14 protein-coding genes are annotated in these 23546 nt (G+C 61.6%); 9 read left to right on the top strand and 5 right to left on the bottom strand.

The features are described 5' to 3' along the window. The first annotated feature begins 220 nt into the window (after positions 1 to 220). Entirely contained in the window at positions 221 to 1282 is a 1062-nt protein-coding gene (gene rsmI / locus BAD_RS08080) for a 16S rRNA (cytidine(1402)-2'-O)-methyltransferase (RefSeq protein WP_003811223.1), read from the top strand. Here the strand turns inward: rsmI and BAD_RS09220 are convergent. Together BAD_RS09220 and BAD_RS08070 are read right to left on the bottom strand one after the other, a co-directional pair. After that, positions 1252 to 1743, bottom strand: coding sequence for a hypothetical protein (locus BAD_RS09220; RefSeq protein WP_217268770.1), 492 nt, complete (start codon positions 1741 to 1743; stop codon positions 1252 to 1254). The two genes, rsmI and BAD_RS09220, sit on opposite strands and share 31 nt — an antisense overlap. Before the next feature lie 5 nt (positions 1744 to 1748). Next, positions 1749 to 2453, bottom strand: coding sequence for a hypothetical protein (locus BAD_RS08070; RefSeq protein WP_011743835.1), 705 nt, complete (start codon positions 2451 to 2453; stop codon positions 1749 to 1751). A gap of 77 nt (positions 2454 to 2530) precedes the next feature. On the opposite strand from BAD_RS08070, the gene metG reads away from it, so the two are divergent. The 3 genes from metG to BAD_RS08050 all read left to right on the top strand — a co-directional run bounded on the left by metG (position 2531) and on the right by BAD_RS08050 (position 9271). Next, complete coding sequence (metG, locus tag BAD_RS08065; RefSeq protein ID WP_011743834.1) at positions 2531 to 4393, top strand: methionine--tRNA ligase; 1863 nt, start codon at positions 2531 to 2533, stop codon at positions 4391 to 4393. 554 nt (positions 4394 to 4947) lie between these two features. Then, the gene (locus BAD_RS08060; protein WP_041777438.1) at positions 4948 to 7095 is read left to right on the top strand and encodes a glycoside hydrolase family 2 protein; all 2148 of its coding nucleotides are present in this window, start codon (positions 4948 to 4950) and stop codon (positions 7093 to 7095) included. A gap of 673 nt (positions 7096 to 7768) precedes the next feature. Beyond that, the gene (locus tag BAD_RS08050; protein ID WP_011743815.1) at positions 7769 to 9271 is read left to right on the top strand and encodes a sugar porter family MFS transporter; all 1503 of its coding nucleotides are present in this window, start codon (positions 7769 to 7771) and stop codon (positions 9269 to 9271) included. Between the two features lie 73 nt (positions 9272 to 9344). On the opposite strand, the gene BAD_RS08045 is transcribed toward BAD_RS08050, so the two are convergent. Continuing rightward, positions 9345 to 10433, bottom strand: a complete 1089-nt coding sequence (locus BAD_RS08045; RefSeq protein ID WP_041777437.1) for an alpha/beta hydrolase — start codon at positions 10431 to 10433, stop codon at positions 9345 to 9347. 416 nt (positions 10434 to 10849) lie between these two features. Between BAD_RS08045 and BAD_RS08040 the strand changes: the two genes are divergently transcribed. The 4 genes from BAD_RS08040 (at position 10850) to BAD_RS08025 (ending at position 19537) form a co-directional block, all read left to right on the top strand. Continuing rightward, positions 10850 to 12742 (top strand): ABC transporter ATP-binding protein, encoded by a 1893-nt coding sequence (locus tag BAD_RS08040; protein ID WP_011743813.1) that lies wholly within the window; start codon positions 10850 to 10852, stop codon positions 12740 to 12742. Between the two features lie 14 nt (positions 12743 to 12756). Beyond that, positions 12757 to 14544, top strand: coding sequence for an ABC transporter ATP-binding protein (locus BAD_RS08035; protein ID WP_011743812.1), 1788 nt, complete (start codon positions 12757 to 12759; stop codon positions 14542 to 14544). 233 nt (positions 14545 to 14777) lie between these two features. Then, positions 14778 to 16943 (top strand): glycoside hydrolase family 127 protein, encoded by a 2166-nt coding sequence (locus BAD_RS08030; RefSeq protein WP_011743811.1) that lies wholly within the window; start codon positions 14778 to 14780, stop codon positions 16941 to 16943. Between the two features lie 242 nt (positions 16944 to 17185). Beyond that, positions 17186 to 19537: a glycoside hydrolase family 36 protein gene (locus BAD_RS08025; RefSeq protein WP_407918979.1), complete on the top strand. Its 2352-nt coding sequence runs from the start codon at positions 17186 to 17188 to the stop codon at positions 19535 to 19537. A 30-nt stretch (positions 19538 to 19567) separates the two neighbouring features. On the opposite strand, the gene BAD_RS08020 is transcribed toward BAD_RS08025, so the two are convergent. Both BAD_RS08020 and BAD_RS08015 read right to left on the bottom strand, forming a co-directional pair. After that, positions 19568 to 20605, bottom strand: coding sequence for a glycoside hydrolase family 43 protein (locus BAD_RS08020; RefSeq protein ID WP_011743809.1), 1038 nt, complete (start codon positions 20603 to 20605; stop codon positions 19568 to 19570). Between the two features lie 123 nt (positions 20606 to 20728). After that, complete coding sequence (locus BAD_RS08015; RefSeq protein WP_011743808.1) at positions 20729 to 21799, bottom strand: LacI family DNA-binding transcriptional regulator; 1071 nt, start codon at positions 21797 to 21799, stop codon at positions 20729 to 20731. 322 nt (positions 21800 to 22121) lie between these two features. On the opposite strand from BAD_RS08015, the gene BAD_RS08010 reads away from it, so the two are divergent. Then, entirely contained in the window at positions 22122 to 23492 is a 1371-nt protein-coding gene (locus BAD_RS08010) for a glycoside hydrolase family 27 protein (RefSeq protein WP_041777556.1), read from the top strand. Positions 23493 to 23546 lie beyond the last annotated feature (54 nt).

Here is a 23546-nt window from a genome sequence, read left to right as displayed (position 1 = left end):
AAATCCGAATCCTACGCAAAGGAAAATCCGAATGTCGTACGAAGAAAAATCCGAATGCGTGGCGGGTGGAAACCCGGATGTGTGAGGGGTGCATTTTGATTTACCGGTGAGGACGTGTGGCGTCGTAGGTGGTTTGGTCGGGTTTCGATTGGTTGGTTGCGAAAGACGGAGAAATGGCGGGAGCTGATGGTTTGGGGACGCTGTGGGCGATACTGGAAATATGGAGAACTTGAGCGAACAGACTGATGCCGAGAAGGCTGGTAACGCCGTGAAACAAACCGTGAAAACAAATATTGGTCAGATTGCCGAAATCGGCGAGAACGCGGAAAATGCCGAGGAAACCGCGCAAGCCACGGAACGTGCCGAATTCGGGCTCGACGGACTGGTCGCCGACGTCAACATTCCGCGCGGAACGGTCGTGCTCGCCGCCACGCCGATCGGCAACACCGGCGACGCGTCCGCCCGCCTGATCGCCCTCATGGAAGGCGCCGACATCGTGGCAGCCGAGGATACGCGCCGCCTATACGCGCTCGCGAACCGCCTCGGCATCCGCGTGCCCGGCCGCGTCGTCGCCTACCACGACCACAACGAACGCGACAAGGCCGACGGCCTGCTCGACCAGGTCGAACAAGGCGCCACCGTGCTCGTCGTATCCGACGCGGGCATGCCCACCATCAACGATCCGGGACTGGCGATCGTCCGCCGCGCCATCGAACGCGGCCTGCCCGTCACCTGCGCTCCCGGCCCGTCCGCCGTGCTCGACGCGCTGTGCCTGTCCGGCCTGCCGACCGACCGCTTCTGCTACGAAGGCTTCCTGCCGCGCAAGCACAGCGAACGTGTGCAGCACCTGCGCGCGCTCAAATCGGAACGTCGCACCATCGTCTTCTACGAAACCCTGCACCGCATCGACGAATCCATGGCCGACCTGCTTGACGTGCTCGGACCGAATCGCAAAATGGCGTTGTGTCGCGAGCTGACCAAGGATTACGAGCAGATCCGCCGTGGCACCATCGCCGAAATCCGCCAAAGCGTCGTCGACGATCCGCCGCGTGGCGAAATGGTGCTCGTCATCGCCGGCGCTTCCGAAGAGGAGGCCGACGCGGCTGCGCCCGCAACGCTGTCCATCGAGGATCTGGCGGTGCTGTCCGTTGATCGCGCGCAGGAAGACAACCTGCGTATCAAGGACGCGATTTCACAGGTCGTCGCCGAACATCCGCTGTCTGACGGCTCGCTCGCCAATCGCAAGCAGGTCTACAATGCCGTGCTTGCGATGAAGGGCTGATCGCTTCCGGAACCGTTCATTTCCAACGATTTCAGCAATATCCGCAGCGCTTCGGGCACACCCGGCCCGCCGACCTGCGCAAGATATTCCAACATCGCCGGTGTCGCCGAAGGATTGGCGACCAGCCACTTGCGCAATCGCGGCGCATATTCCGCGATATGCCACAGCACATCTTGCGCGGTGTCGGCGCTGCACGCCACCAACGGCGTCAATTCGATTGGCGGCGCAGGCGGTTCGACTAATGCCCGCTGCCGCGCGTGCGGCTGATATTTCGGCGGCGCGCGACGTCGTTCGTGGCGTTTGCCATGGTGTCCATGCTGTTCATGTCGTTGCCCATGACGTTTGCTACGTTTCGCGCGCTCTTCATATCTCTTGCTTGCCGTGCGCCGCGACTTTGCCGACGCTTGCCGCGTCTGTCCCGTCTGCCGTGGTTTTTCCGACGGCCGTTGCGATTCGCGCATATCCGTCACTGCTTTCCGTCAATCGTCCGGAAAAACTGGCGTGCCCGTGGCGCGTTGCGAATATGGGTGGCCTCCTGCATGACCTGCAGGCAATCGTCGGGGCGGAACCGGAATTCCTGCATGAGCATGCATACGATTTCCGTGACCGGCGACTGCGTTTCCGGCGTGCAGTTCATGGCAAGGTCGCATGCGGTGCGTGTGGGCGTGGTGACGGTGATCGGGCCGACGTCGGTGACATGCTTGTCGGGCGCCTGTCGGTTGAAAACGCTGACTTTGCGACCGTACCTCGCCGTTCGGTAATGCGCTTTTGAAATGATGTCGATCGTGTTGGGAAACATGCCACCCAACCACACCCACGCAGCGGTGCCGGCGCACGCCACGGAACGGCTCGGCATCAGCGTTGAGATGATGCTGGCGCGGCCGTACAGCGTGCGCGAATCGTGATACGAGTAGGCGTTGTCGTTGTCAAGTTTGCATACCACGCCTAGGGAATGCAAACGATTCAAACAAATGGGGCCGGGCAGGTCGGCGTCGCCCAAAAGGGGAGGGGAGGTGTCCATGCGGGGTACCGTAGCTGATACGGAAAGCGGCGTGCCACCGGCTTCGCGAAAAAAGTGGATAAGTGGACGATGATTGTTGCGTGATACAACAATGTGGATAACCTTGTGGACTACCGTAGCCTGATGCAGGCCGGTCTGCGAGAACGTCATCGACCCCATCCGCCCGTCTTCCGCCAATCGGAATGCGCCGAAAACACGGGATATGGCGCTTTGTATAATCGGGCACCATGAGTCATATTTTGGTGAATGTTGCATGGCCGTATGCCAACGGCCCCCGTCATATCGGCCACGTCGCCGGCTTCGGCGTGCCGTCCGACGTGTACGCGCGCTACGAGCGCATGAAGGGCAATGACGTGCTGATGGTGTCCGGCACCGACGAGCACGGCACCCCAATCCTGGTGGAAGCCGACAAGGAAGGCGTGAGCGCGCAGGAGCTCGCCAACCGCTACAACCGCGTGATCGCCAAGGACCTATGCGATCTCGGCCTGAGCTACGATCTGTTCACCCGCACCACCACCGGCAATCACGAAAAGGTCGTGCAGGAACTGTTCAAACAGTGCCTCGAAAACGGCTACATCTACAAGGGCACCCAGAAAGTCGCCATCTCCCCGTCCACCGGACGCACCCTGCCGGACCGCTACATCGAAGGCACCTGCCCGATCTGCGGCGCCGACGGAGCCCGTGGCGACCAGTGCGACGCCTGCGGCAACGAACTCGACCCGGACGAGCTGCTCAACCCCGTATCCAAGATCAACGGCGAAACCCCGCGCTTCGAGGAAACCGAACACTTCTTCCTCGACCTGCCGGCGCTCGCCGAAGCCAATCTCGCGTGGCTCAAGACCCGTGAAGGCTGGCGCACCAACGTCATCAACTTCTCCATCGGCCTGTTCAAGGAAGTCAAGCCGCGCGCCATCACGCGTGACATCGACTGGGGTATTCCGGTGCCGGTCAAGGGCTGGATCGACAACCCGAACAAGAAGCTGTACGTGTGGTTCGACGCCGTGATCGGCTACTTGTCCGCATCCATCGAATGGGCCCGACGCAAGGGCGACCCGGAGGCATGGCGCGCATGGTGGAACGATCCGACCACCCCGGGCTACTACTTCATGGGCAAGGACAACATCACGTTCCACTCCCAGATCTGGCCGTCCGAAATGCTGGCCTACAACGGCCAGGGCTCCAAGGGCGGCGAAACCGGCAAGCTCGGTCCGCTGAACATGCCGGAGCAGGTCGTGGCCTCCGAGTTCATGACCATGGAAGGCAAGAAGTTCTCGTCCTCCCGCGGCATCGTCATCTACGTGAAGGACATCCTCGCCCGTTACCCCGTGGACGCCGTGCGCTACTACATCTCCGTGGCCGGACCGGAAAGCTCCGATTCCGACTTCACTTGGGCTGAGTTCGTGCGCCACAACAATGAGGAGCTCGCCGCTTCCTGGGGCAACCTGGTGAACCGCGTGGCCAACCTCATCAACAAGAACTTCGGTGAGATTCCGGCGTTCGACGAGGCTTCCGCCACCGACGAGGACCGTGCGCTGCTGGCCGAAACCAAGGCCGCGTTCGAAACCGTCGGCGGACTCATCGAGAATCACCGCCAGAAGAACGCGCTGTCCGAAGCGATGCGCGTGGTCGGCGACATCAACAAGTACATCTCCGCCACCGAACCGTGGAAGATCAAGGACAATCCGGCCCGCCTTGGCACCGTGCTGCACACCGCCGCCCAGGCCGTGTCCGACGCCAACCACCTGCTGGCCCCGTTCCTGCCGCACTCCGCACAGAAGGTGTGGGAGGCCCTCGGCGGAACCGGCGTCTTCTCGCCGCTGCCGCGCCTCGAAGAGGTCGAGGATCTCGACAAGCCGGGCTTCACGTACCCGATCATCACGGGCGACTACAAGCTGGGCGAAACCGTGCATCCGTGGGCTTCCGAGCCGATCGTGGCCGGCACCTCGGTGCCGAAGCCGCACCCGATCTTCGCGAAGATTCCGCCGGAGGCCGTCGAAGAGGAGCTCGCCCGCTTCGATGCCGAGCTGAAGGCCCGCCGCGAAGCCGAGGCCGCCCGTCTCGCCGCCGAAAAGGCGAAGCTGGAAGGCTGATTCCGTCGCATAACCCCCGTACGCGTCGCACGACTTTGATTTTTGGACGATTTCTTCAAGTCGTGCGACAGCTGCGGTGCGATAAGTGCCCCCTAACTGCTGTTTTTAGGTCAAAATGACCGGAAAATGGCGGTTAGGGGGTATTTGTTTTGATTGCCGTGTCGCATGACTTGAAAAAAGTGCCGAAAAATCGAAGTCGTGCGACATTTTGTGCCGTTTCAGCGTCTCATTCCCGTATCACGTTTCCACCTGTGCGACGTTTTGTGCGATTGGCGGGCCCGGCGGCCGGTCGAGGTATGCGTTGACGGCACACTCAAGGCCGTTCGGCCAAGCCTATGGCCTTACAACGCATATACGACCGACCGCATCCTTGTCGTAGGTATGTTCCGGTTGCTTTCGCATTGTTTTGGGTAGAAATGCGTGCGATTTTTCAGCTGGTCTTGGCGGGGTGTCGCAAGACGGTACTTCAAACCGCGGTACGAATCGTTAAAAAACGCAAGCCGCTCAGTACAATAAAACGCAGAGACGTGCAAAGCTGCAGGAAGGGGCTCTCCATGCTGGATATCAAACGCGTACTGAAGGCCGCGCCTACGAAAATGCGTTCCCGTGAGCCGCTGCAGCAGTTGTGGACGCCGTGGGGTGAACGAATCGAGCACGAATGGCTATCCGCCCGCGCCGGCAACAAGGCGTTCAATCCCGCCGAGGAAGGCGAACGCACGCTGGACGAGGGTCGTACCCCCATACTCGGCGAGCACCCGCGCCCGACCATGGTACGCGACAACTGCACCATGCTCAATGGCTGGTGGGATTACGCGATCGTGTCCATTCCGGAAGATGAGACCGCGCCGAAATGGCGCAAAACGGCGGCGATGCTGACCCGCGACGAAGCGGTCCGCGCAGTCAAGGAAACCGCCATTCCGCAAACGTTCGACGGCAAGATCCTCGTACCGTTCTCGCCGGAATCCGCGCTGTCCGGCGTGCACCAGACCATTTACCCCGACAACCTGCTGTGGTACCGCACCGTCGTGCATCCCGTCACGCTCGGCGGAGAGGAAACGGTCCGGCAAATCGGCGACGCGAATCGCCTCATCCTGCATTTCGAAGCGGTCGATTATGTCTGTGCCTGCTATGTCAACGGCCAGCTCGCGGGCACGCACGTCGGCGGCTACCTGCCGTTCGACGTCGATATTTCGGCATTTATCGACCCTGATGACGCGTTTGAAATCGCGCTGTGTGTCTACGATCCGAACGATTCGGGCACGCAGTTGCGCGGCAAGCAGAAAATCGAGCGCGAAGGCATCTGGTACACCGCGCAAAGCGGCATTTGGCAAAGCGTCTGGCTGGAAATCGTGCCGGAAGCCTACCTGCGCACGCTGACACTCAAGGGGGCATCCGACGGCAAGTTGTTCGTCCGCGCGGAAATCGGCGGCGACAAGCCGAACGCGAAACTGCACATCGTCGTCACCGACCCTGCGGACGGCACGGTGGTGGCGGATGAGACGCTGCCGGCGGGTGTGCGCAAGGTGCGTGCGGAAATCGCAACAGCTGCCGAACATCTGTGGTCGCCGGCCGATCCGTATCTGTATGACGTGCGGGCCGAATTGCGATACGGGTCGGCGAAACCCGCGGAAACGGCGGGTGATGCGGCGGTCGTGCAATCGCAGCCGATGGATGTCGTAAGTTCCTACTGCGCGTTCCGTTCCGTCGAAATCAAACCGGATACGAAGGGGGTGGCGCGCTTCCATCTCAACGGCAAGCCGCTCTTCGTCAAAGGCGTGCTCGACCAAGGCTACTGGCCGGACGGTCTCATGACCGCGCCCGACGACGAGGCGCTGACGCATGACATCACGGCCATGAAAAACGCCGGTTTCAACATGCTGCGCAAGCACATCAAAATCGAGTCGGCCCGCTGGTACTACCATTGCGACCGCCTCGGCATGCTCGTCTGGCAGGACGCGGTGTCCGGCGGCGGCACGGACGGCGAATACAATGCGTGGACCACGAATCGTAAGCCGACGCTCATCCGCTCCACATGGAACAAATTCCGCGACGACACCGCCAAACATTTCACGGCGCTCGGCGCGGACGACCCGATCTACCGGCGCGATTGGTCGCGTACGTGCGACGCGATGGTGCACATGCTCGGCGGGCACCCCTCCATCGTGACGTGGACGCTGTTCAACGAAGGCTGGGGCCAATTCGACGCGTGCGACGCAACCGAACGCATCCACGCGCTCGACCCGACCCGTCCGATTGACGCGACCAGCGGCTGGTACGACCAGCATTGTGGCGATTACCACAGCGTGCACAACTATTTTCGTCCGCTGGAAATCTACCCGGATAAGGGTCCGTTGCGCGGATACGTGGCCGAATTCGAGAAGAAGCACCGCCGTCGCCGCAGGGCCGCGCATTACGTGGTGCTGCCGGTCGCACGACACGGCGTACGCGCGTTCGTGATTTCGGAATTCGGCGGATTGGCGCAGCTCGTACCGGAGCATGCGGCGGTGTCGCGCGCCTACGGTTACGGTGAATACGATTCGATCGACGATTGGCGGGCCGCCGTGCGTTCCGTGCTCGCCTCCGCGGCCGCACTGGAATCGCGCGGACTTGCGGGATACGTGTATACGCAGGTTTCCGACGTGGAGGAAGAGCTCAACGGCCTGCTGACCTACGATCGCCGCGTCGACAAATTCGCTGAGTGAGACGCACGATTGCGTGTGAGTGTACGGCGTCGTATAGCGGTGTCTCATGACGGTGTCCGTATGGCGGATGCCGTGCGATCGTCTGTTGCCGCGCTGAACAAGCTGCAGGAAGGCCGTTGGGGCGATATTCAGTGGGATAAACCCCCGAATTCGCACCGTCGTGACATTTCCGCTACGAAATTCTCAGGGAATTGACAGGAACGCACATCGTTCCTCCAAGGGTCGGGCGGTTATATAGACCATGTCAACGGTTGCGGCTGTTGGCGAGATTCCTTTGGAATCCCATAACTGAACCCTTCTTCTCTCTTCTCTCTCAGCCGGCGGCTTTCTCTCCGCCGGCTTTCTTTTTGCCGTCTTGCTTGTGGATGGTTGACGGCTTGATTCGGTCCGCTTGCTCGTGGATATCCGAGGAGGCTCTCCGCACGAGGGAAAAGCATGTGCCGCTGGCCTGTGCTTCACGCTTTCCTGCACTGAAAAATAACCGGTAAACGTTTTCTAAAAAATCGGAGTGTCGCATGCCGCCATGACCTACACTTGAATGCAATATACGCAGCATACAAGCGCGGCAGGGTTGCTACTCAATGCGAGGCAAGACCTGGAACGACGTCACTATACGTCGTTCCAGGTCTTTTTTGTTTGCTGCGATTGCTGCATCTCATATCGATGAGGATCGATGGGAATGGAAGGTGAAATCATGACTGCGGTGCAGACGTCCAATCCAGTACACGACGCCGAAGGTGCGGTGGAAGCCGGCATCCATGAGGTCGGCGCGACGATCGACGCCGTCGAGCGGGAGGTGGGGCGTGGCGTTTCCACACGTTTCCCGCTCAACAGCGCGTTCATCTTCACGTTCGGTGCGCTGGGAGGCATGCTGTTCGGCTTCGACACCGGCATCATCTCCGGAGCCTCGCCTCTCATCGAATCCGATTTCGGCCTGTCCGTGGCTCAGACCGGGTTCATCACATCATCCGTGTTGATCGGTTCCTGCGCGGGAGCCCTGTCCATCGGCGCGCTGTCCGATCGTTTCGGCCGCAAGAAGCTGCTGATTCTGGCGGCGATACTGTTCCTGCTCGGTTCGGGCATGTGCGCGGGATCCACGGGATTCCTGATGATGGTCGTGGCCCGCATCATCCTCGGTCTCGCCGTCGGCGCGGCCTCCTCGCTGACTCCGGCATATCTTGCCGAGCTTGCGCCGAAGGAACGTCGTGGATCGCTGTCCACGCTATTCCAGCTGATGATCACTTTCGGCATCCTGCTGGCATACGCGTCCAATCTCGGCTTCCTCGGCCACAATATCGCCGGCATCCGCGATTGGCGGTGGATGCTGGGGTCGGCGCTCGTGCCGGCGGCCCTGCTGCTGATCGGCGGCCTGCTGCTGCCGGAATCGCCGCGATATCTGGTGAGTCGAGGCAGGGATCGTGAGGCGTTCAAAGTACTTACCCTTATTCGCAAGGACGTCGATCAGACGCAGGTGCAGCTCGAGCTCGACGAGATCAAGGCCGTCGCCGCGCAGAACACCAAGGGCGGTGTCCGCGAGCTGTTCCGCATCGCCCGTCCTGCGCTCGTCGCCGCGATCGGCATCATGCTGTTCCAGCAGCTCGTCGGCATCAACTCCGTGATCTATTTCCTGCCGCAGGTGTTCATCAAAGGCTTCGGATTCCCCGAAAACCATGCCATCTGGGTGTCGGTCGGCATTGGCGTGGTCAACTTCGTGGCCACTATCGCGGCCACGCTTATCATGGACAAATTCCCCCGCAAGAAGCTGCTGATCTTCGGATCGGTGACGATGACCATCGCCCTCGCGGTGCTGGCCGTGCTTAACTTCACCGGCGATGTGGCCACGCTGGCCGTGCCGACCATGGTGCTGATCGCCTGCTATATCCTCGGCTTCGCGCTGTCGTGGGGTCCGATCGCATGGGTGCTCATCGGCGAGATCTTCCCGTTGAGCGTGCGCGGCATCGGCAGCTCCTTCGGTTCTGCTGCCAACTGGCTGGGCAATTTCGTGGTCTCCCAGTTCTTCCTCATGCTGCTGGCCATGTTCGGCAACAACGTCGGCGGCCCGTTCACCATCTTTGGCGTGTTCTCCGCGCTGTCCATCCCGTTCGTGCTGCGTTTCGTGCCTGAGACCAAGGGCAAGTCGCTCGAACAGATCGAAGAGGAAATGGTCCGCCGCTGATACGGCGTCGCGGCATCGACGGCCATTGAATGGGGCGGGCACTCCGAAGGAGTATTCACCCCATTCACGTTATTCAACAGCGTTCGTATGAGAAGCGGCGGATTCGATCAAGGCATTCCCGGCTTTCCTCAAGCCATGGCATGCCGATGACGAACACATGCCCCAACGTCTCATGGCGGCGCGGCTTCGGGTCGAACAATTCAAAATCGGCGCCTTTGCGCGACAAGGCGGCGGCCAACGCCAGATTGTCGGCTTCAAGGAAATCGTCGCCGCAGGTGATGATGAGCAAGGGTGGAAGATCGACGTTGAACGCCAGACCCTCAGCGGTGAGGAACTTCGGATCAGCGGCTTCGAGCCCCGCAAAGAAATCGACGCCCAACATCTGCTCAAGACCGATACGGCGGTTCGGGTCATACCCGACCGTCAGCTTGCGGCCCATGGTCTCCAACGACGCCGAACTGTACGCGCCGCACACCGGAGCGGCACCCGCGAATCGGATGCCGGACGGCTTGTCGACGCCAAACGCAGCCGCGGCTTCCGCATTGTTTTCAATGGCCAAGGTCAGTAGCGTCAACGCGCCACCTGCGGAATCGCCGGTGAGGAACACCGCGTTCGGATTGACCGGATAATCGGCCATATGGGCTGCGATCCAACGCAATGCCGCCTGGATATCGGCCAATTGCCCACGCAAGTCGGTCTGCGGCGCCGGACGATAGTTCAATGAAAACACCGCGAAGCCCTGTTCCGCGAGATGCACGTTGAAATTCCGGTTCAGCTCCTTGTATCCGTAAGTGAATCCGCCGCCATGGATATCGATGTACACCGGCAGGGTGTGCCCACCGCGCAATACCGCGTCATGCGGCAGATACAGGTCGAGCAAATGGCCGCGGCACGCTCCCGCGGCCGTATCGTACCCGCCATCCGGCAGGTAGGCGAGGTCGGCGATCACATCGATGTCTTCCGGCGTGCTCCAGCGTTCGGAACGCGGCGTATCGATGGTGATCGCGCCAAATCGCATTCCCAGAATGCCCGGCAGCAGGTTCTCGGGAACCCCTTCGAGGTCGCCCGTGGTCTCCGTCCAACGTTCCGCGTTCCTGAGCATGTCCTCCGACAGGCCATATTCCGCAGCGAACTTCGCGCGGATGTGCTCCAAGTCCGTCATCCTTGCCGTCCTTTCCTCGACGTGCGTCGCCGATGCTCGTATCGATAGTTCGAGCTTGATTCCATTATCGTGCGATGTTCCGATGCGATGCTCTGATTCCGGCGAGCCAGGCTCCGATGACGGTTTTCGCAGCACCCGCAAACCAGTGGTATGTAACGGTATATATGTTGATTTTATTATGATTGCGACACGCCGAAAACGCATCTGTTGCATCGGCGTACGGTTCGTTTAAAATAAGTCGAGTTTGCGAATCCGAACAGGGGTTTCGGCCGGCGGCGGCATGCCGGTGACGGGACGCTCGACACACGACGGACGTGAATCGTGGCGGCAACGAATGGCCGCAACACCACAACCCAACAACAACCCAACAACAACCCAACCAAGACCCAAGCAAACAATTCGAAGGAACGCTACGTATGTATGTCGATCCGAAACGCAACCAGCAGGCGGGCAACCTTGCATGGATCCTGCCATACTGCAAACCCGACCTGCCGCGCGTGGCCGGCGCGGTCGTACTGTTCTGCGTGAACAACACCATGGCCCTCACCATCCCCCTGCTGTCCGGACTGATCGTGGACCGCGTCATCACCCAAGGCCATGTGGACGAACTGACCCGACTATGCGTCATGATGCTCGTCTTCACCATCGTGCGCGTGGCCTCGCGCTACGGCTACCAGATGTGGATGGAACGTTTCGGACAAAACTCCGTATTCCGCCTGGTGAGCGACGAATACGAAAAACTGCACGAGCTCGACTTCACCTACTTCAACCACACCCGCACCGGCGACATCATGAGCCGCATGACCTCCGACACGGACGCCATCCGCCACGCGCTAAGCTGGGTCAGCTATCAGGCGCTCGACTGCGTGGTCATGTTCATCGGCGCGCTCGCCATGATGTTCACCATCGACTGGCGTCTCGCCCTGGCGCTCGCCTGCATCACGCCATTCCTGTTCATCCTGACGCGTGGCCTATCTTCGCATGCGCGGCCGCTGTTCTTCGCCATCCGCAATTCCCTAGCGGAAATGAACTCGATGGTCGAGGAGAACATCGAAGGCAACCGCGTGGTCAAAGCGTTCGTCCGCGAGCCGTACGAGACCAAGAAATTCGACGAGCGCAACGACGACTACATGCAGCGCAATATGGACCAGGCCTACAACAGCCGCAGATACATGCCATGGCTCGACGGCCTCGGCTTCTCCCTGCAGCTCATCACCTTGGGATTCGGCGGATTCCTGGTCATCACAGGCCATATGACCCTCGGCAACCTGGTGGCGTTCAACTCCTACCTGTGGATGATCGATGGTCCCGTGCGCCAATCCGGCTGGCTGATCAACGATTGGCAACGCTTCAACGCGTCCTGCATCAAGATTCGCAAACTGCTGACCTCGCAGTCGCGTATCCAGGAGAAGCCGGGCGCTGAGGAAAGCGTCAAACAGGCAGTCGCTATCGTCAGCCAAGTCAACGGCCGGACCAACGGTGTCCATGAAGCAGACAGCGCCACCGCGGTGTCCGCGGCCTGCCCCGCGCGCATCGCCGGCGACGTCGACTTCCAGCATGTCAGCTTCGCCTTCCCCGACGATCCGGAAACCCCGATTCTCAAAGACATCGACTTCCACATCCCCGCCGGCTCGAAACTCGGCATCCTCGGCGAGACGGGCGCCGGCAAGTCCACGCTCGTCAATCTGATTTCGCGATTCTACGACCCGACCGCGGGCCGCGTGCTCATCGACGGCATCGACGCGCGCGACTGGCCGCTCGCCACCCTGCGCTCGCAGGTGTGCATCGTCGCGCAGGACACGTTCCTGTTCTCCGACACCATCGGCGGCAACATCGGCTTCGGCGCTGGCGAACAGCGCGAATACGACGAAAAGTACATCCGCCGCATGGCCGCCATCGCAGGCGCGGACAACTTCATCCGCAGCATGCCGGAAGGCTACGATACCGTCGTCGGCGAACGCGGCGTCGGCCTGTCCGGCGGGCAGAAACAGCGACTGAGCCTGGCACGCGCGCTCGCCGACAACCCGTCGATCCTCATCATGGACGATACGACCAGCGCCGTGGACATGGAGACGGAAGCGGAAATCCAACAGCATCTGCGTGATTTGGACGAGAAGAAAACAATTGTGACGATCGCGCACCGCATCTCGTCAATCAAGGATGCCGACCTGATTCTCGTGCTCGAACATGGCCGCGTGGTGGAACGCGGCACCCACGACGACCTGGTGGCCGCGCATGGGCGATATTGGGAGATCTACCGCAAGCAGCTGGGCCTCGAAGCCGGCCGCGCACAGGGTTTTGACGACTAGAAAGGAGGATCATCATGGCAAAACGCAATACGTTCCGCGAGGATGAGGAACTTGAGGAGCAGATCAACCTGCATGACATCCTCCGCATCGGCGTCTATCTCAAGCCGTACATGGCACGCGTGGTCCGCATCCTCGCGGTCGTGGTGATGATGAGCTGCATCGCGGTGGTGGTGCCGTACCTGACGAAAGTCATGATCGACAGTGCGATCCCGACGAAAAACCTCACGCTGCTTGGCGAGCTGACCGCCTTGCTTGCGGTGCTGATCGTGATTTTCGAACTGGGATTGCGCTACCGCACCGTGGAGATCACACGCGTCGGCCAGCTCATGCTCAAAGACATGCGTCGCGACATCTTCACGCATATCCAGACGCTGCCGTTCAGCTATTTCGATTCACGCCCGCACGGCAAAATCCTGATCCGCGTGGTCAACTATGTGAACACGCTGTCCGATACGTTGAGCTCCGGCCTAATCAATGTGATTTCCGATGTGTTCACGTTCCTCATCACGCTGGTGGTCATGTTCGTCATCGACTGGCGATTGGCGCTGTTCAGCCTCGCGCTGTTCCCCTTCCTCATCGCATGGGTGCTGGTGCTGCAGCATTTCCAGCGTCGCGCCTACCAGGTGCTGTCCAACAAGCAGAGCAATCTCAACGCGTACATCCACGAATCGATCGCCGGCGTGAAAACCACGCAGACCTTCGCCCAGGAGGCCGCGCAGTTCAAGACGTTCCAGGAGCAGCAGAACGATGTGCGTACCTCGTGGATGAAGGCCGTGCACATCCAGTTCCTCATGTGGCCGGGCATCCAGACGATTTCCGTCATGACCATCGCGCTCATCTACTTCGTCGGCGTCACCGGTTTTGGGGGAGTGGAGGTGAGTACGGGCGTGCTCATCGCGTTCGTCGGCTATGCGAACAACTTCTGGAACCCGGTGATCAGCATCGGTAACTTCTACAACCAGCTGATCACCTGCTCCGCGTATCTCGAGCGCATCTTCGAAACGCTGGACGTGCAGCCGGAGATCCGTAACGCGCCGGACGCCGTCAATCTGCCGCAGATCGAGGGTCGCGTCGACTTCAACGACGTCGTCTTCCGCTACGAGCCGGACGGCCGCAACATCCTGAACCTGGTCGACCTGCACGTCGAGCCGGGCAAGACGATCGCGTTGGTTGGTCCTACGGGCGCCGGCAAAACCACGATCATCAACCTGCTGTCGCGTTTCTACGACGTCGCCGAAGGCTCGGTGACGATCGACGGCCACGACGTGCGTTCCGTCACGTTGGAAAGCCTGCGCCGGCAGATGGGCGTCATGCTGCAGGACACGTTCATCTTCTCCGGCAACGTGCGTGAGAACATCCGCTACGGCAAACTGGACGCCACCGACGAGGAGATCGTGGCCGCTGCCAAGGCCGTGCATGCGCACGAATTCATCATGGAACTGCCAGACGGCTACGACACCGTGGTGGAGGAGCGCGGTTCGACCCTGTCCGCGGGCCAACGCCAGCTCATCGCGTTCGCGCGCGTGCTGCTCGCCGACCCGCGCATCCTGATTCTCGACGAGGCCACGTCGAATATCGACACGCGTACCGAGGAGGCGCTGCAGGCCGGTCTGAACCATCTGCTCAAGGGACGCACGAGCTTCATCATCGCGCACCGCCTGTCCACGATCGAGAATGCGGATGAGATCTGCTACATCGACCACGGGCAGATCGTGGAGCAGGGCAACCATGCCGAGCTGCTCGCCCGCCATGGCGCCTACTACCGGCTCTACGAATCGCAGTACGCCATGATCAAGGTCTGAGCAGCCGGCCGCCAGCCCCGGCGGCTAGCTGCTCTGCCCCTTAGCCCGTATATCCGCAATCCGAAATGCCTGTCCAACGGTCGCGCAGCCAATGCGCGGCCATCTTGGGCCGGCTGCCGCGGTGGGATTCCCGTCGGACATGCCGCCATGCGGAATGTACTTTGGAGCAACCCGTGGAATAATGGATTGTGAGCGTTAACAAGACAACGATGCACTAAGGAGCGCTTGCACTCATGACTACCACCAATCGCACCAGCCATCCAATCGCATTGCGCGACGCCACCGTCACCGACCCGTTCTGGGCATCGCGGCAGGAACTCGTGCGCACCCAGGTGATTCCCTACCAGTGGAACGCGCTGAACGACAACGTTCCCGGCGCCGCACCCAGCTACTGCATGCACAACTTCAAGGCCGCCGCCGCGCAGAACGCAGAACACCACAAGGAAGGCAAGGCCTTCGTGCCGCCGAAATACACGTTCCGCGGCTTCGAAGCCCTGCCGGACGACCCGGCGCACCCCGATTCCGACAAGTTCTACGGCTTCGTGTTCCAAGACACTGATTTCTCCAAATGGATCGAAGCGGTCGGCTACTCGCTGACCCACCACCCGGACGCTGACCTTGAAGCGACCGCCGACACCGCCATCGATATCGTCTGCGCGGCGCAGCTCGACAACGGCTACCTGGACACCTACTACATCCTCAACGGCATGGACCGGCACTTCACCAACCTGAAGGACCACCATGAGCTGTACTGCTTCGGCCACCTGACCGAAGGCGCGATCGCCTACTATCAAGCCACCGGCAAACGCAAGCTGCTTGACGCGGCCTGCCGTTTCGCTGATTACATCGATTCCCGATTCGGCACCGCCGACGGCAAGCTGCACGGCTATCCCGGGCACGAAATCGCCGAAATGGCACTCGTCAAACTCGCCGAGACCACCGGCGAACAGCGCTATGCCGACCTCGCCGAATACTTTGTACGCCAACGCGGCCGGCAGCCGCTCTATTTCGAGCTCGAAGACCGCCGCCGCGCCCGGGAGGACGGCCGCAACTACGCGCCGCGCGAGCAGAACTACGCCTACTACCAGGCCGACAAGCCGATCACGGAACAGACGGAGGCCCTCGGACACGCCGTCCGCGCCGCCTACTTCTACGCCGGAGCCGCCGACGTGGCACGCCTGACCGGCGACTCCGACCTGCTGGCATCCTGCGAACGACTATGGCGCAACATCGTCGACCGAAAGATCTACATCACCGGCGGTATCGGCGCCACACACATGGGGGAGGCCTTCTCCTTCGACTATGATCTGCCGAACGACACCGCCTATTCGGAAAGCTGCGCCGCCATCGCGCTCGCGTTCTTCGCCCGCCGCATGCTGGAAATCCAGCCGAAATCCGAATATGCGGACGTCATGGAATCGGCGCTGTACAACACCACGCTCGCCGGCATGGCACTCGATGGCAAAAGCTTCTTCTACGTGAACCCGCTCGAAGTGGTGCCCGAGGCATGCCATCGCGATGAACGCAAGGCGCACGTCAAGCCGGTGCGCCAGAAGTGGTTCGGATGCGCCTGCTGCCCGCCGAACATCGCACGCATCGTGGAGGACGTGCAGCAGTACGCCTACACGATCGGAGACGACTCATCCACCCTGTATGTGCATCTGTATATGGGCGGCGGCGTCCATGCCAGGCTTTCCGGCACCGATGTGCGCCTTGACGTCATGTCCGATATGCCCTGGTCCGGCAAGGGATCCGTCGCGGTGGGCTTTGATGCAGGCGATTCTGCTTCCGATGCATCCAAGGACGCGGTTTTCACGATCGCCCTCCGTCTGCCCGCCTGGGCCGGTGGCGAAACCGCTTCCGATGCGGTCACCGTGCGCGGCCGCGACGACATCTCCCGCGTCATCAGAGACGGATACCTGTATCTGACCGGCGCATGGCATGACGGCGACGTCGTCGATTTCGATTTCCCGATGCCGGTCCACATGGTCGCCGCGAATCCGTTCGTGCGCGAGGACGCCGGAAAGGTGGCGTTCGTGCGCGGACCGCTGGCCTACTGCGCGGAAGGTGTCGATAATGGCGCGAACCTGCATCTGCTGCACGCCGATACCGCGCGCATCGCATCCGACCCGTCCTGCGTGTCCGTTGATCGCATCGTCTTCCATGCCGGCGCCGTCGCGCAGGACGAGCAGGGGCTCGGCGAGGTGGACGCCGTCGATATGCCGATGACCACGCTGGCGATTCCCGCTTGGCGTGAAGTGGAAGACTCCGCGCAAACCTCCGCGTTGTACCATGATTGGCGTCCCGCCGAACGCAAGACGACGACGGCCACGCTGATTCCATACTTCGCATGGGCCAACCGTGGCGAGAACGAGATGACGGTGTTCCTACGCGGGTGAGCATGACGAGTGACGAAGGGACTGCCCGACAAAGGGGCTGTCCTTGGTTTCGGCAACATCGCCAAAACCAAGGATGCGCCAGTCAAGTTCATCGCATATCTCCGCTTCGAGTAGACACGCACGTGCGATTTGCCCCATTTGCCGCTTAAGCTAGTACCAGGTACGTCAATCGATGCACGTCAATGATCAGGCGGTATCTGAACACGGTTGAGGAGTCGAAGATGATAAGCGGTGCCGGTGCAATGAACCCCGTATGTCCCCGTGAGGACGGGCGTCTCGAATGGGGCAATGGCGTGGTTTCCATGCTGTTCGACACGGCAGGCGATTCCCCCGTCCGATTGTGCAACGTTGCAGGCCGCGGCATGGGGCCCATCGGCGGCCGTGTTACCGACGATGGAAGAACCGTGCTGGAACGTGATCCGCGTCCAATCGTCGAAGTGCGTGCCGCCAACACCGGATCGCAGGACAATCGCCTCACCTTGATCGCCACGGTGGCGGGCAGCGTATTGCGATTCGTCTCGGCCGCCGCTTCCGAGCCGGAGGAAGGGTCCGCCGAACCATATCGTTTGGAGATCGTCCAATTCGCTTCGTATGCGGAACTGGAGCCGCACGGGCGCGCGTTCGAACCGACCGCCGCCGAACGGGCCGAAGCCGCCGCGCAGCCCTCGCCGGAAACCGTCCGCCATGCCGACGCCACGGCTGGGCTGGTAGTCACTTCCGTATTCGAAGCGTTCCCGGGTCTGTCCGCAGTGCGCACTTACACGCGGTTGAGCTCCGCGCGCCCGCTGCCCATCGAGGCGGTGTCGTCGTTGAATCTGACGGTGCCGATGCGCGTCAACTGCGGCAAAATCGACCATTCCCGCGTATTCTGGGGAGACTCCGCGTGGGCGGTGGAAAACGATTGGCGCAGCCGTCCACTGCGCGACGTGTCGGTGCGCAATCGCAATCAAGTCATCAATCCCGGCCAGTCCAGCTCGCGATTCGCCATGAGCTCCGCCTCCACATGGAGCACCGGCGTGCATGAGCCGGCCGGCATCGTGCAGGTGGAGGGTTCGCGCCGCCAATCGCGCGACTTCTCCGTGATGTGGCAGATCGAGCACAACGGCCCATGGGAATGGGAGATCGGCGAGGATGATCCCGGTTTGCACATCAGCGCGTTCGGACCGGAATATCAGGACCACCATTGGTATACGGAGCTGGGTGAAGGCCACGATTTCGAATCGGTGCCGGTCTCCTTCGCGATCTCGGCCGGCGATTGGCAGCAGTCCGTCGCCGAAATGACATTGCAGCGCCGTGCGTTGCGTGCCGCCAAGGCTCGCGAATTGGGTCGTTCCGAGCAGTTCGAACGCACGCAGGGACTCGTCATCTACAACGATTACATGAACACCCTGTTCGGCGACCCGCGCTTGGAGAAGGAGCTGCCGCTCGTCGAGGGCGCGGCACGCGTCGGCGCGGACATCTTCTGCATCGACGCCGGCTGGTACGACAGCACGGACGGCGGTTGGTGGGACATGGTCGGAGAATGGCAGGCCTCCACGAACCGTTTCGGCGAAGCTGGACTCAAGGGTTTGGCCGACACCATCCGCGCGCATGGCATGGGCTTGGGATTGTGGCTCGAGCCTGAGGTGATTGGCGTGAAATCGCCGCTCGCCCAAAGTCTGCCCGATGACGCGTTCTTCCAGCGTCACGGTGTGCGCGTCTGCGATTCGGGCCGGTACCTGCTTGACTTCCGCTCGCCCGCCGCACGCGAGCACGTCACTCGCACCGTCAACCGGCTGATTGACGATTTCGGCGCGGTCTTCTTCAAATTCGACTACAACACCGTCCCCGGCGTCGGCACTGATCTCGACGCCGAATCCGCCGGCGCTGGCCTGCTCGGCCATTGCCGCGCCTATCTTGACTGGCTCGACGACCTGCGCCGCCGCCATCCGGACGTTATGATTGAAAACTGCGGTTCCGGTGCGATGCGCGCCGATTACGCGCAGTTGCAACGATTGGACCTGCAATCCACCTCCGACCAGTGTGATCCGCTGATTTACGCCGCGATCGCCGCCGGCGCCGGACTGACGATTCTGCCGGAACAGCAAGGCAACTGGGGTTACGCCCAGCAGGAGATGGACGATGAGACCGCCGTCTTCACGCTGGCCACGGGCATACTCGGCAGGTTGTACCTGTCCGGATTCATTGACCGCATGGACGAGCATCGGCTTGCCTTGGTGCGGGATGCGGTGGCCTTGCACCGCCGTGTGCTGACCGAGCAGCAGGAATTGGTGCCGTTCTGGCCGGCCCGTCTGCCTGATTTCGATGGCGATTGGCTCGTCGTCGGTCTGCGCCATCCGTCATTCCTCCCGTCGGAGGACGACGATTCGTGCGATTACATCATTGTCTGGCGTCGCGGCGGCACGCCTTCCGTGAACGTGCCGCTGTCCGAGGACTGCCATATCGAGCAGATCTTCCCGAATCCGGCCGTTCCCGAGCATGCGCCCGACGCCAAGCCGTGGACCGTCGAGCGCATGGACCCCGAGACGGTCCGGCTCAACGCGGCCACCTCCAAGCAGCCGTCCGCCCGCATCTTCGCCATCCGCCGCGCCTGAGCGGTTGCGACGGATGGGCAATCGCGCCGCCTACAGGGCGAAGGCGGTTTCGATGGCGTCGTATTCGGCGGCCGTGATCGGCAGAATCGCGCCGTGACGCTTCTTCAGCGCGCCGAAATCGATATCGTCTGCGCGCTGCCAATCGGCCGGATCATGCGAGGCGAGCGAGGCGGCGCGGAACGACAGGTAGCCCCTGGACTCCGCGTACTGGTCGCACATCAGGCCGAATGGCATGGTCCTGCCGTTGACCACCTTCACGTCTTCGTCGTTGTAACGGAACAGTTCCGGCCCTTCCAAGTAGTGCATGGAATACCGGCCATTGCCGAAGATGTCGGTGAGCGTGCCCACATACGACCACTCATTCGGGTCGTCGGTGCGCAGCACCTCGTAGGTCGTCGCATACGGGTTACGGGTGCGTTCGATGGTGATTTCCGAGTCCTTGGACGCGCGGTACCACCAGCCGTCATCGTCGCGCAGCATGGTCGAATCGATGATCACATTCTTACGATCGATCCACTTGACCGGATCGGAGAACACCCTGAAATCAACGGTCGTCGCATAATACACATTCGTCGGATCGCCGAGCTCGTTGGCCAACGGATCCGCGGAGCTTTCGGCGTTGCTCTTCGTGGACCAGAACACGATCCACTGCCCGCGATCCGGATCCCAATTCGCCTCCGGAGCCCAAGCCATGCCAGCGTCCGGAATCTTCGAGGCCACGTCCACCAGGCGCGGCTCGCTCCAATGGACCAGGTCAGGGGAGTCCCAGATCACCAGGCCGGTCGATCCATTCGTGGTGGCGCCATCGTTCGGCCCCCAGCCGCCACGGTAATAGATGCTCAAATCGGTGGCCACAATGTGGAATCCACCACGTGGGTCGCGCACAATATGCGGGTCGCGCACGCCCTTCTCGCCGCCTAGCCACGTCAACGCCGGACTGCCGGCCGGGCGCAGATCCCTCCAATGCACGCCGTCGCGGCTCAGCGCGAAGTACAGCTGTTCGTCGGTGGGATTGCGTTCCTCGCCGATGAAATGCACGAACAGATAGGCCTGGGTGTCGATGCTCATGATGCTCCTAGAGATTCCTTGATGAATGATGGCGATTGATTCCGATTGAGTGATTCCGATTGAGTGGGATTGGCTGCGAAGGCTGCTGCCTATGGCGGATTGCCTGCCATAGGGGCGTCATCCTCAGACCGCGGTCGATTCCCGGTCCACCAGCTGGTAGCCGATGATGGCCCGTCTTGGCGGCAACGCCTCGTCTGCTCCATGATCGATACGTTCGGACAGCATATCGACCGAGAATTTCGCAAGCTGCATGAAATCGACCTGGATGGTGCTCAACGCCGGCGTCGTGTACGAGCCGGAGGTCACGCCGTCGAAACCGATCACCTTCACGTCCTGCGGCACGCGCAGTCCGCGGTCCGCGAGCCCGCGTATCACGCCGAACGCCGCGAAATCGTTGGCGCAGCACGCGCCGTCGAACTCGGTGCCACCATGTCCGCTCCGTGCGGCGAGAATACGTTCCGCAATCGCATGCCCGGCGATGATGCCATTGGCCACATCCCCGGCTTCGAACACCATCGACTCGTCATAGGGCAGTCCGGCGTCGGACAGCGCTCCGCATGCGCCGCGCAATCGCAGAGCGAACGCGTTCTGGGCATGCGCCAGATCGGCGCGGGGGGCGAACCGGTGGCCGACGATCGCGATATTGCGGCATCCGCGGTCGATGAGATGCTGCATCGCCGCGCGTTCGGCCTCCTCGTTGGGGAAGTTCACGGCATCGACGGTCGGCGTCTCCTCGCAGGCGTCCAGCAGCACGAATGGTCTGCCGCCATTGAGTTTGGACAGCGGCACATTTGTGCCCAAGCCTGTGGCGTGCAGGATCTCGCCATCGAACAGCTGCCCAGAGAACGGATTGCTGCTCAGCGCGTGCTCGGCAGCGTCCGGCGAATACTGCGTCTGCTCGATGAATGGAATAAGTCCGCGGGACACGATTTCGTTGCTCAACGCCTGCGTGAGCTTTGAATAGAACGGCGAATCGAATTCGTTGACGATGACGTGGATGATGTTGCTGCGGCCCGATTTGAGCATGCTGGCCGTCAGATTGATGCGGTAATTGAGTTTCTTCGCTGCGGCGATCACTTTGGCGCGGGTCGATTCCTTGACGCCTGGCTTGCCGCGCAGCGCGTTCGACGCGGTCATGGGGGAGACGCCCGCTTCCGCGGCCACGTCGCGTAGCGTCGGTGTGCTGCTGGTCATATGCCGCTCCTTGAAAACTTATGATTGATATGTAACGATATTATATTCTCTTGATTCTGTAAAATCGTTGCAAATACAAAGACTCACCGATATATTGCCTCCATTGCGGATGATTGGATTTGCGCTAGTATATGTAACGATACATATACGGTTCGCATGACGGCGTCCTGCTTTCCGCGACACAGCCCCCATAGCGATCCCGAACGAAAAGAGAGGTTCGATGACGATCCCAACCACCGTTTCCGTCGCCCCGGCTGACGAATATCCGGCTGACGGCCACACGGTACCCGAGGCCATGCCAGTCAAAGCCTGGCGTCCGCCGATGGGTTGGAACAGCTGGGACTCCTACGGCACCACCATCACCGAGCAGGAGGTTCTGGACAACGCGCGCTTCATGGCCGAGCATCTCAAGGACGCCGGCTGGGACACGCTGGTCATCGACGCCGGCTGGTTCGACCCCAACGCCCATGCACATGGCTATTCCGACGGCACGCCGTTGTGCATCGATGCATATGGCCGGCAGATTCCCGACGAGCAACGTTTCCCGAGTGCGGCAGACGGCAAAGGATTCGGCCCGCTCGCCGACGCGGTGCACCGGCTCGGTCTCAAACTCGGCGTGCACGTGATGCGCGGCATTCCGAGACAGGCCGTGCACGAGAACCTGCCGGTCAAAGGCACCGCGCTGCATGCGCAGGACGTTGCCGACACCGAGCACACTTGCGCATGGAATCACGACAACTATGGTCTCAAGCGGGGCGATGCCGGCGCGCAGGCCTGGTATGACGCACAGGTCGACCTGCTCGCCTCCTGGGGGCTCGACTTCCTCAAGGTCGACGACATGCAGACCCCGTTCTTCCCAGAGGAGATCGAGGCCTACCATCACGCCATCGAACGCGCGGAAGCCGCCTACGGCCGACCGATCACGCTATCGCTGTCCCCGGGAGGCTGGGTGGCCAGCACCCATGTCGATTTTCTCCGCGGTGTCTCGCAGATGTGGCGCATCTCCGACGATTTGTGGGACCGCTGGGAAGACATCTACCAGCAGTTCCCCCGGCTCGCGCGATGGGCGCCGATGCAGCGCACCGGCCATTGGGCCGACGCCGACATGCTGCCGCTCGGACATATCGGCCTGCGCGCCGAACGCGGCGATGACCGCCAATCGAAACTGACCCGCGACGAGCAGAAAACACTGCTCACCCTGTGGAGCATGGGCAGATCCCCGTTGATGGTCGGCGGCGATCTGCCTACCAGCAACGCTGACACCATCGCACTGCTCGCCAACCCGGCCCTGCGCGAAGTGACCGCCGGCTCGTCCGGCAACCGCGAAATCGTCCGGGAACGGCTGTTCGCCGAATGGAACGTGGAGGAATCCTTCATCGGCGAGCTCATCGCATGGACCGCCGACGCGGCCGACTGGGCCGACGGTACCACGTCGGCACATGCGTGCGGCCACTACGGCGCGATCTTCTGGACCGGCAGCGAACCGTACGAGCTCAAGGGCAACATCCAGCTGCAAAGCTTCGTCGGCATCGACCAACGCAACGCGGACTGGACGCTCACCGATTTGTGGGCCGACGCTCCGCAATCGCCCGACGGCATCCGATCGGACGTCCGCATCGAAGGCGAAGGCGAGGACCGCGTCATCCGCGGCACCATCCCTGCGCACGGCTGCCTCTGGTTCGCGCTCGACTGAGCCCGTCTGACGCCAGCCGGCGGCGAATAGCCGCGAAACGAACGCCAAACCGTG

The sequence above is a fragment of the Bifidobacterium adolescentis ATCC 15703 genome, assembly GCF_000010425.1.
In the GTDB taxonomy this organism is placed as follows: Bacteria; Actinomycetota; Actinomycetes; order Actinomycetales; family Bifidobacteriaceae; genus Bifidobacterium; species Bifidobacterium adolescentis.
This window is presented reverse-complemented; position numbering and strand designations above follow the sequence as displayed.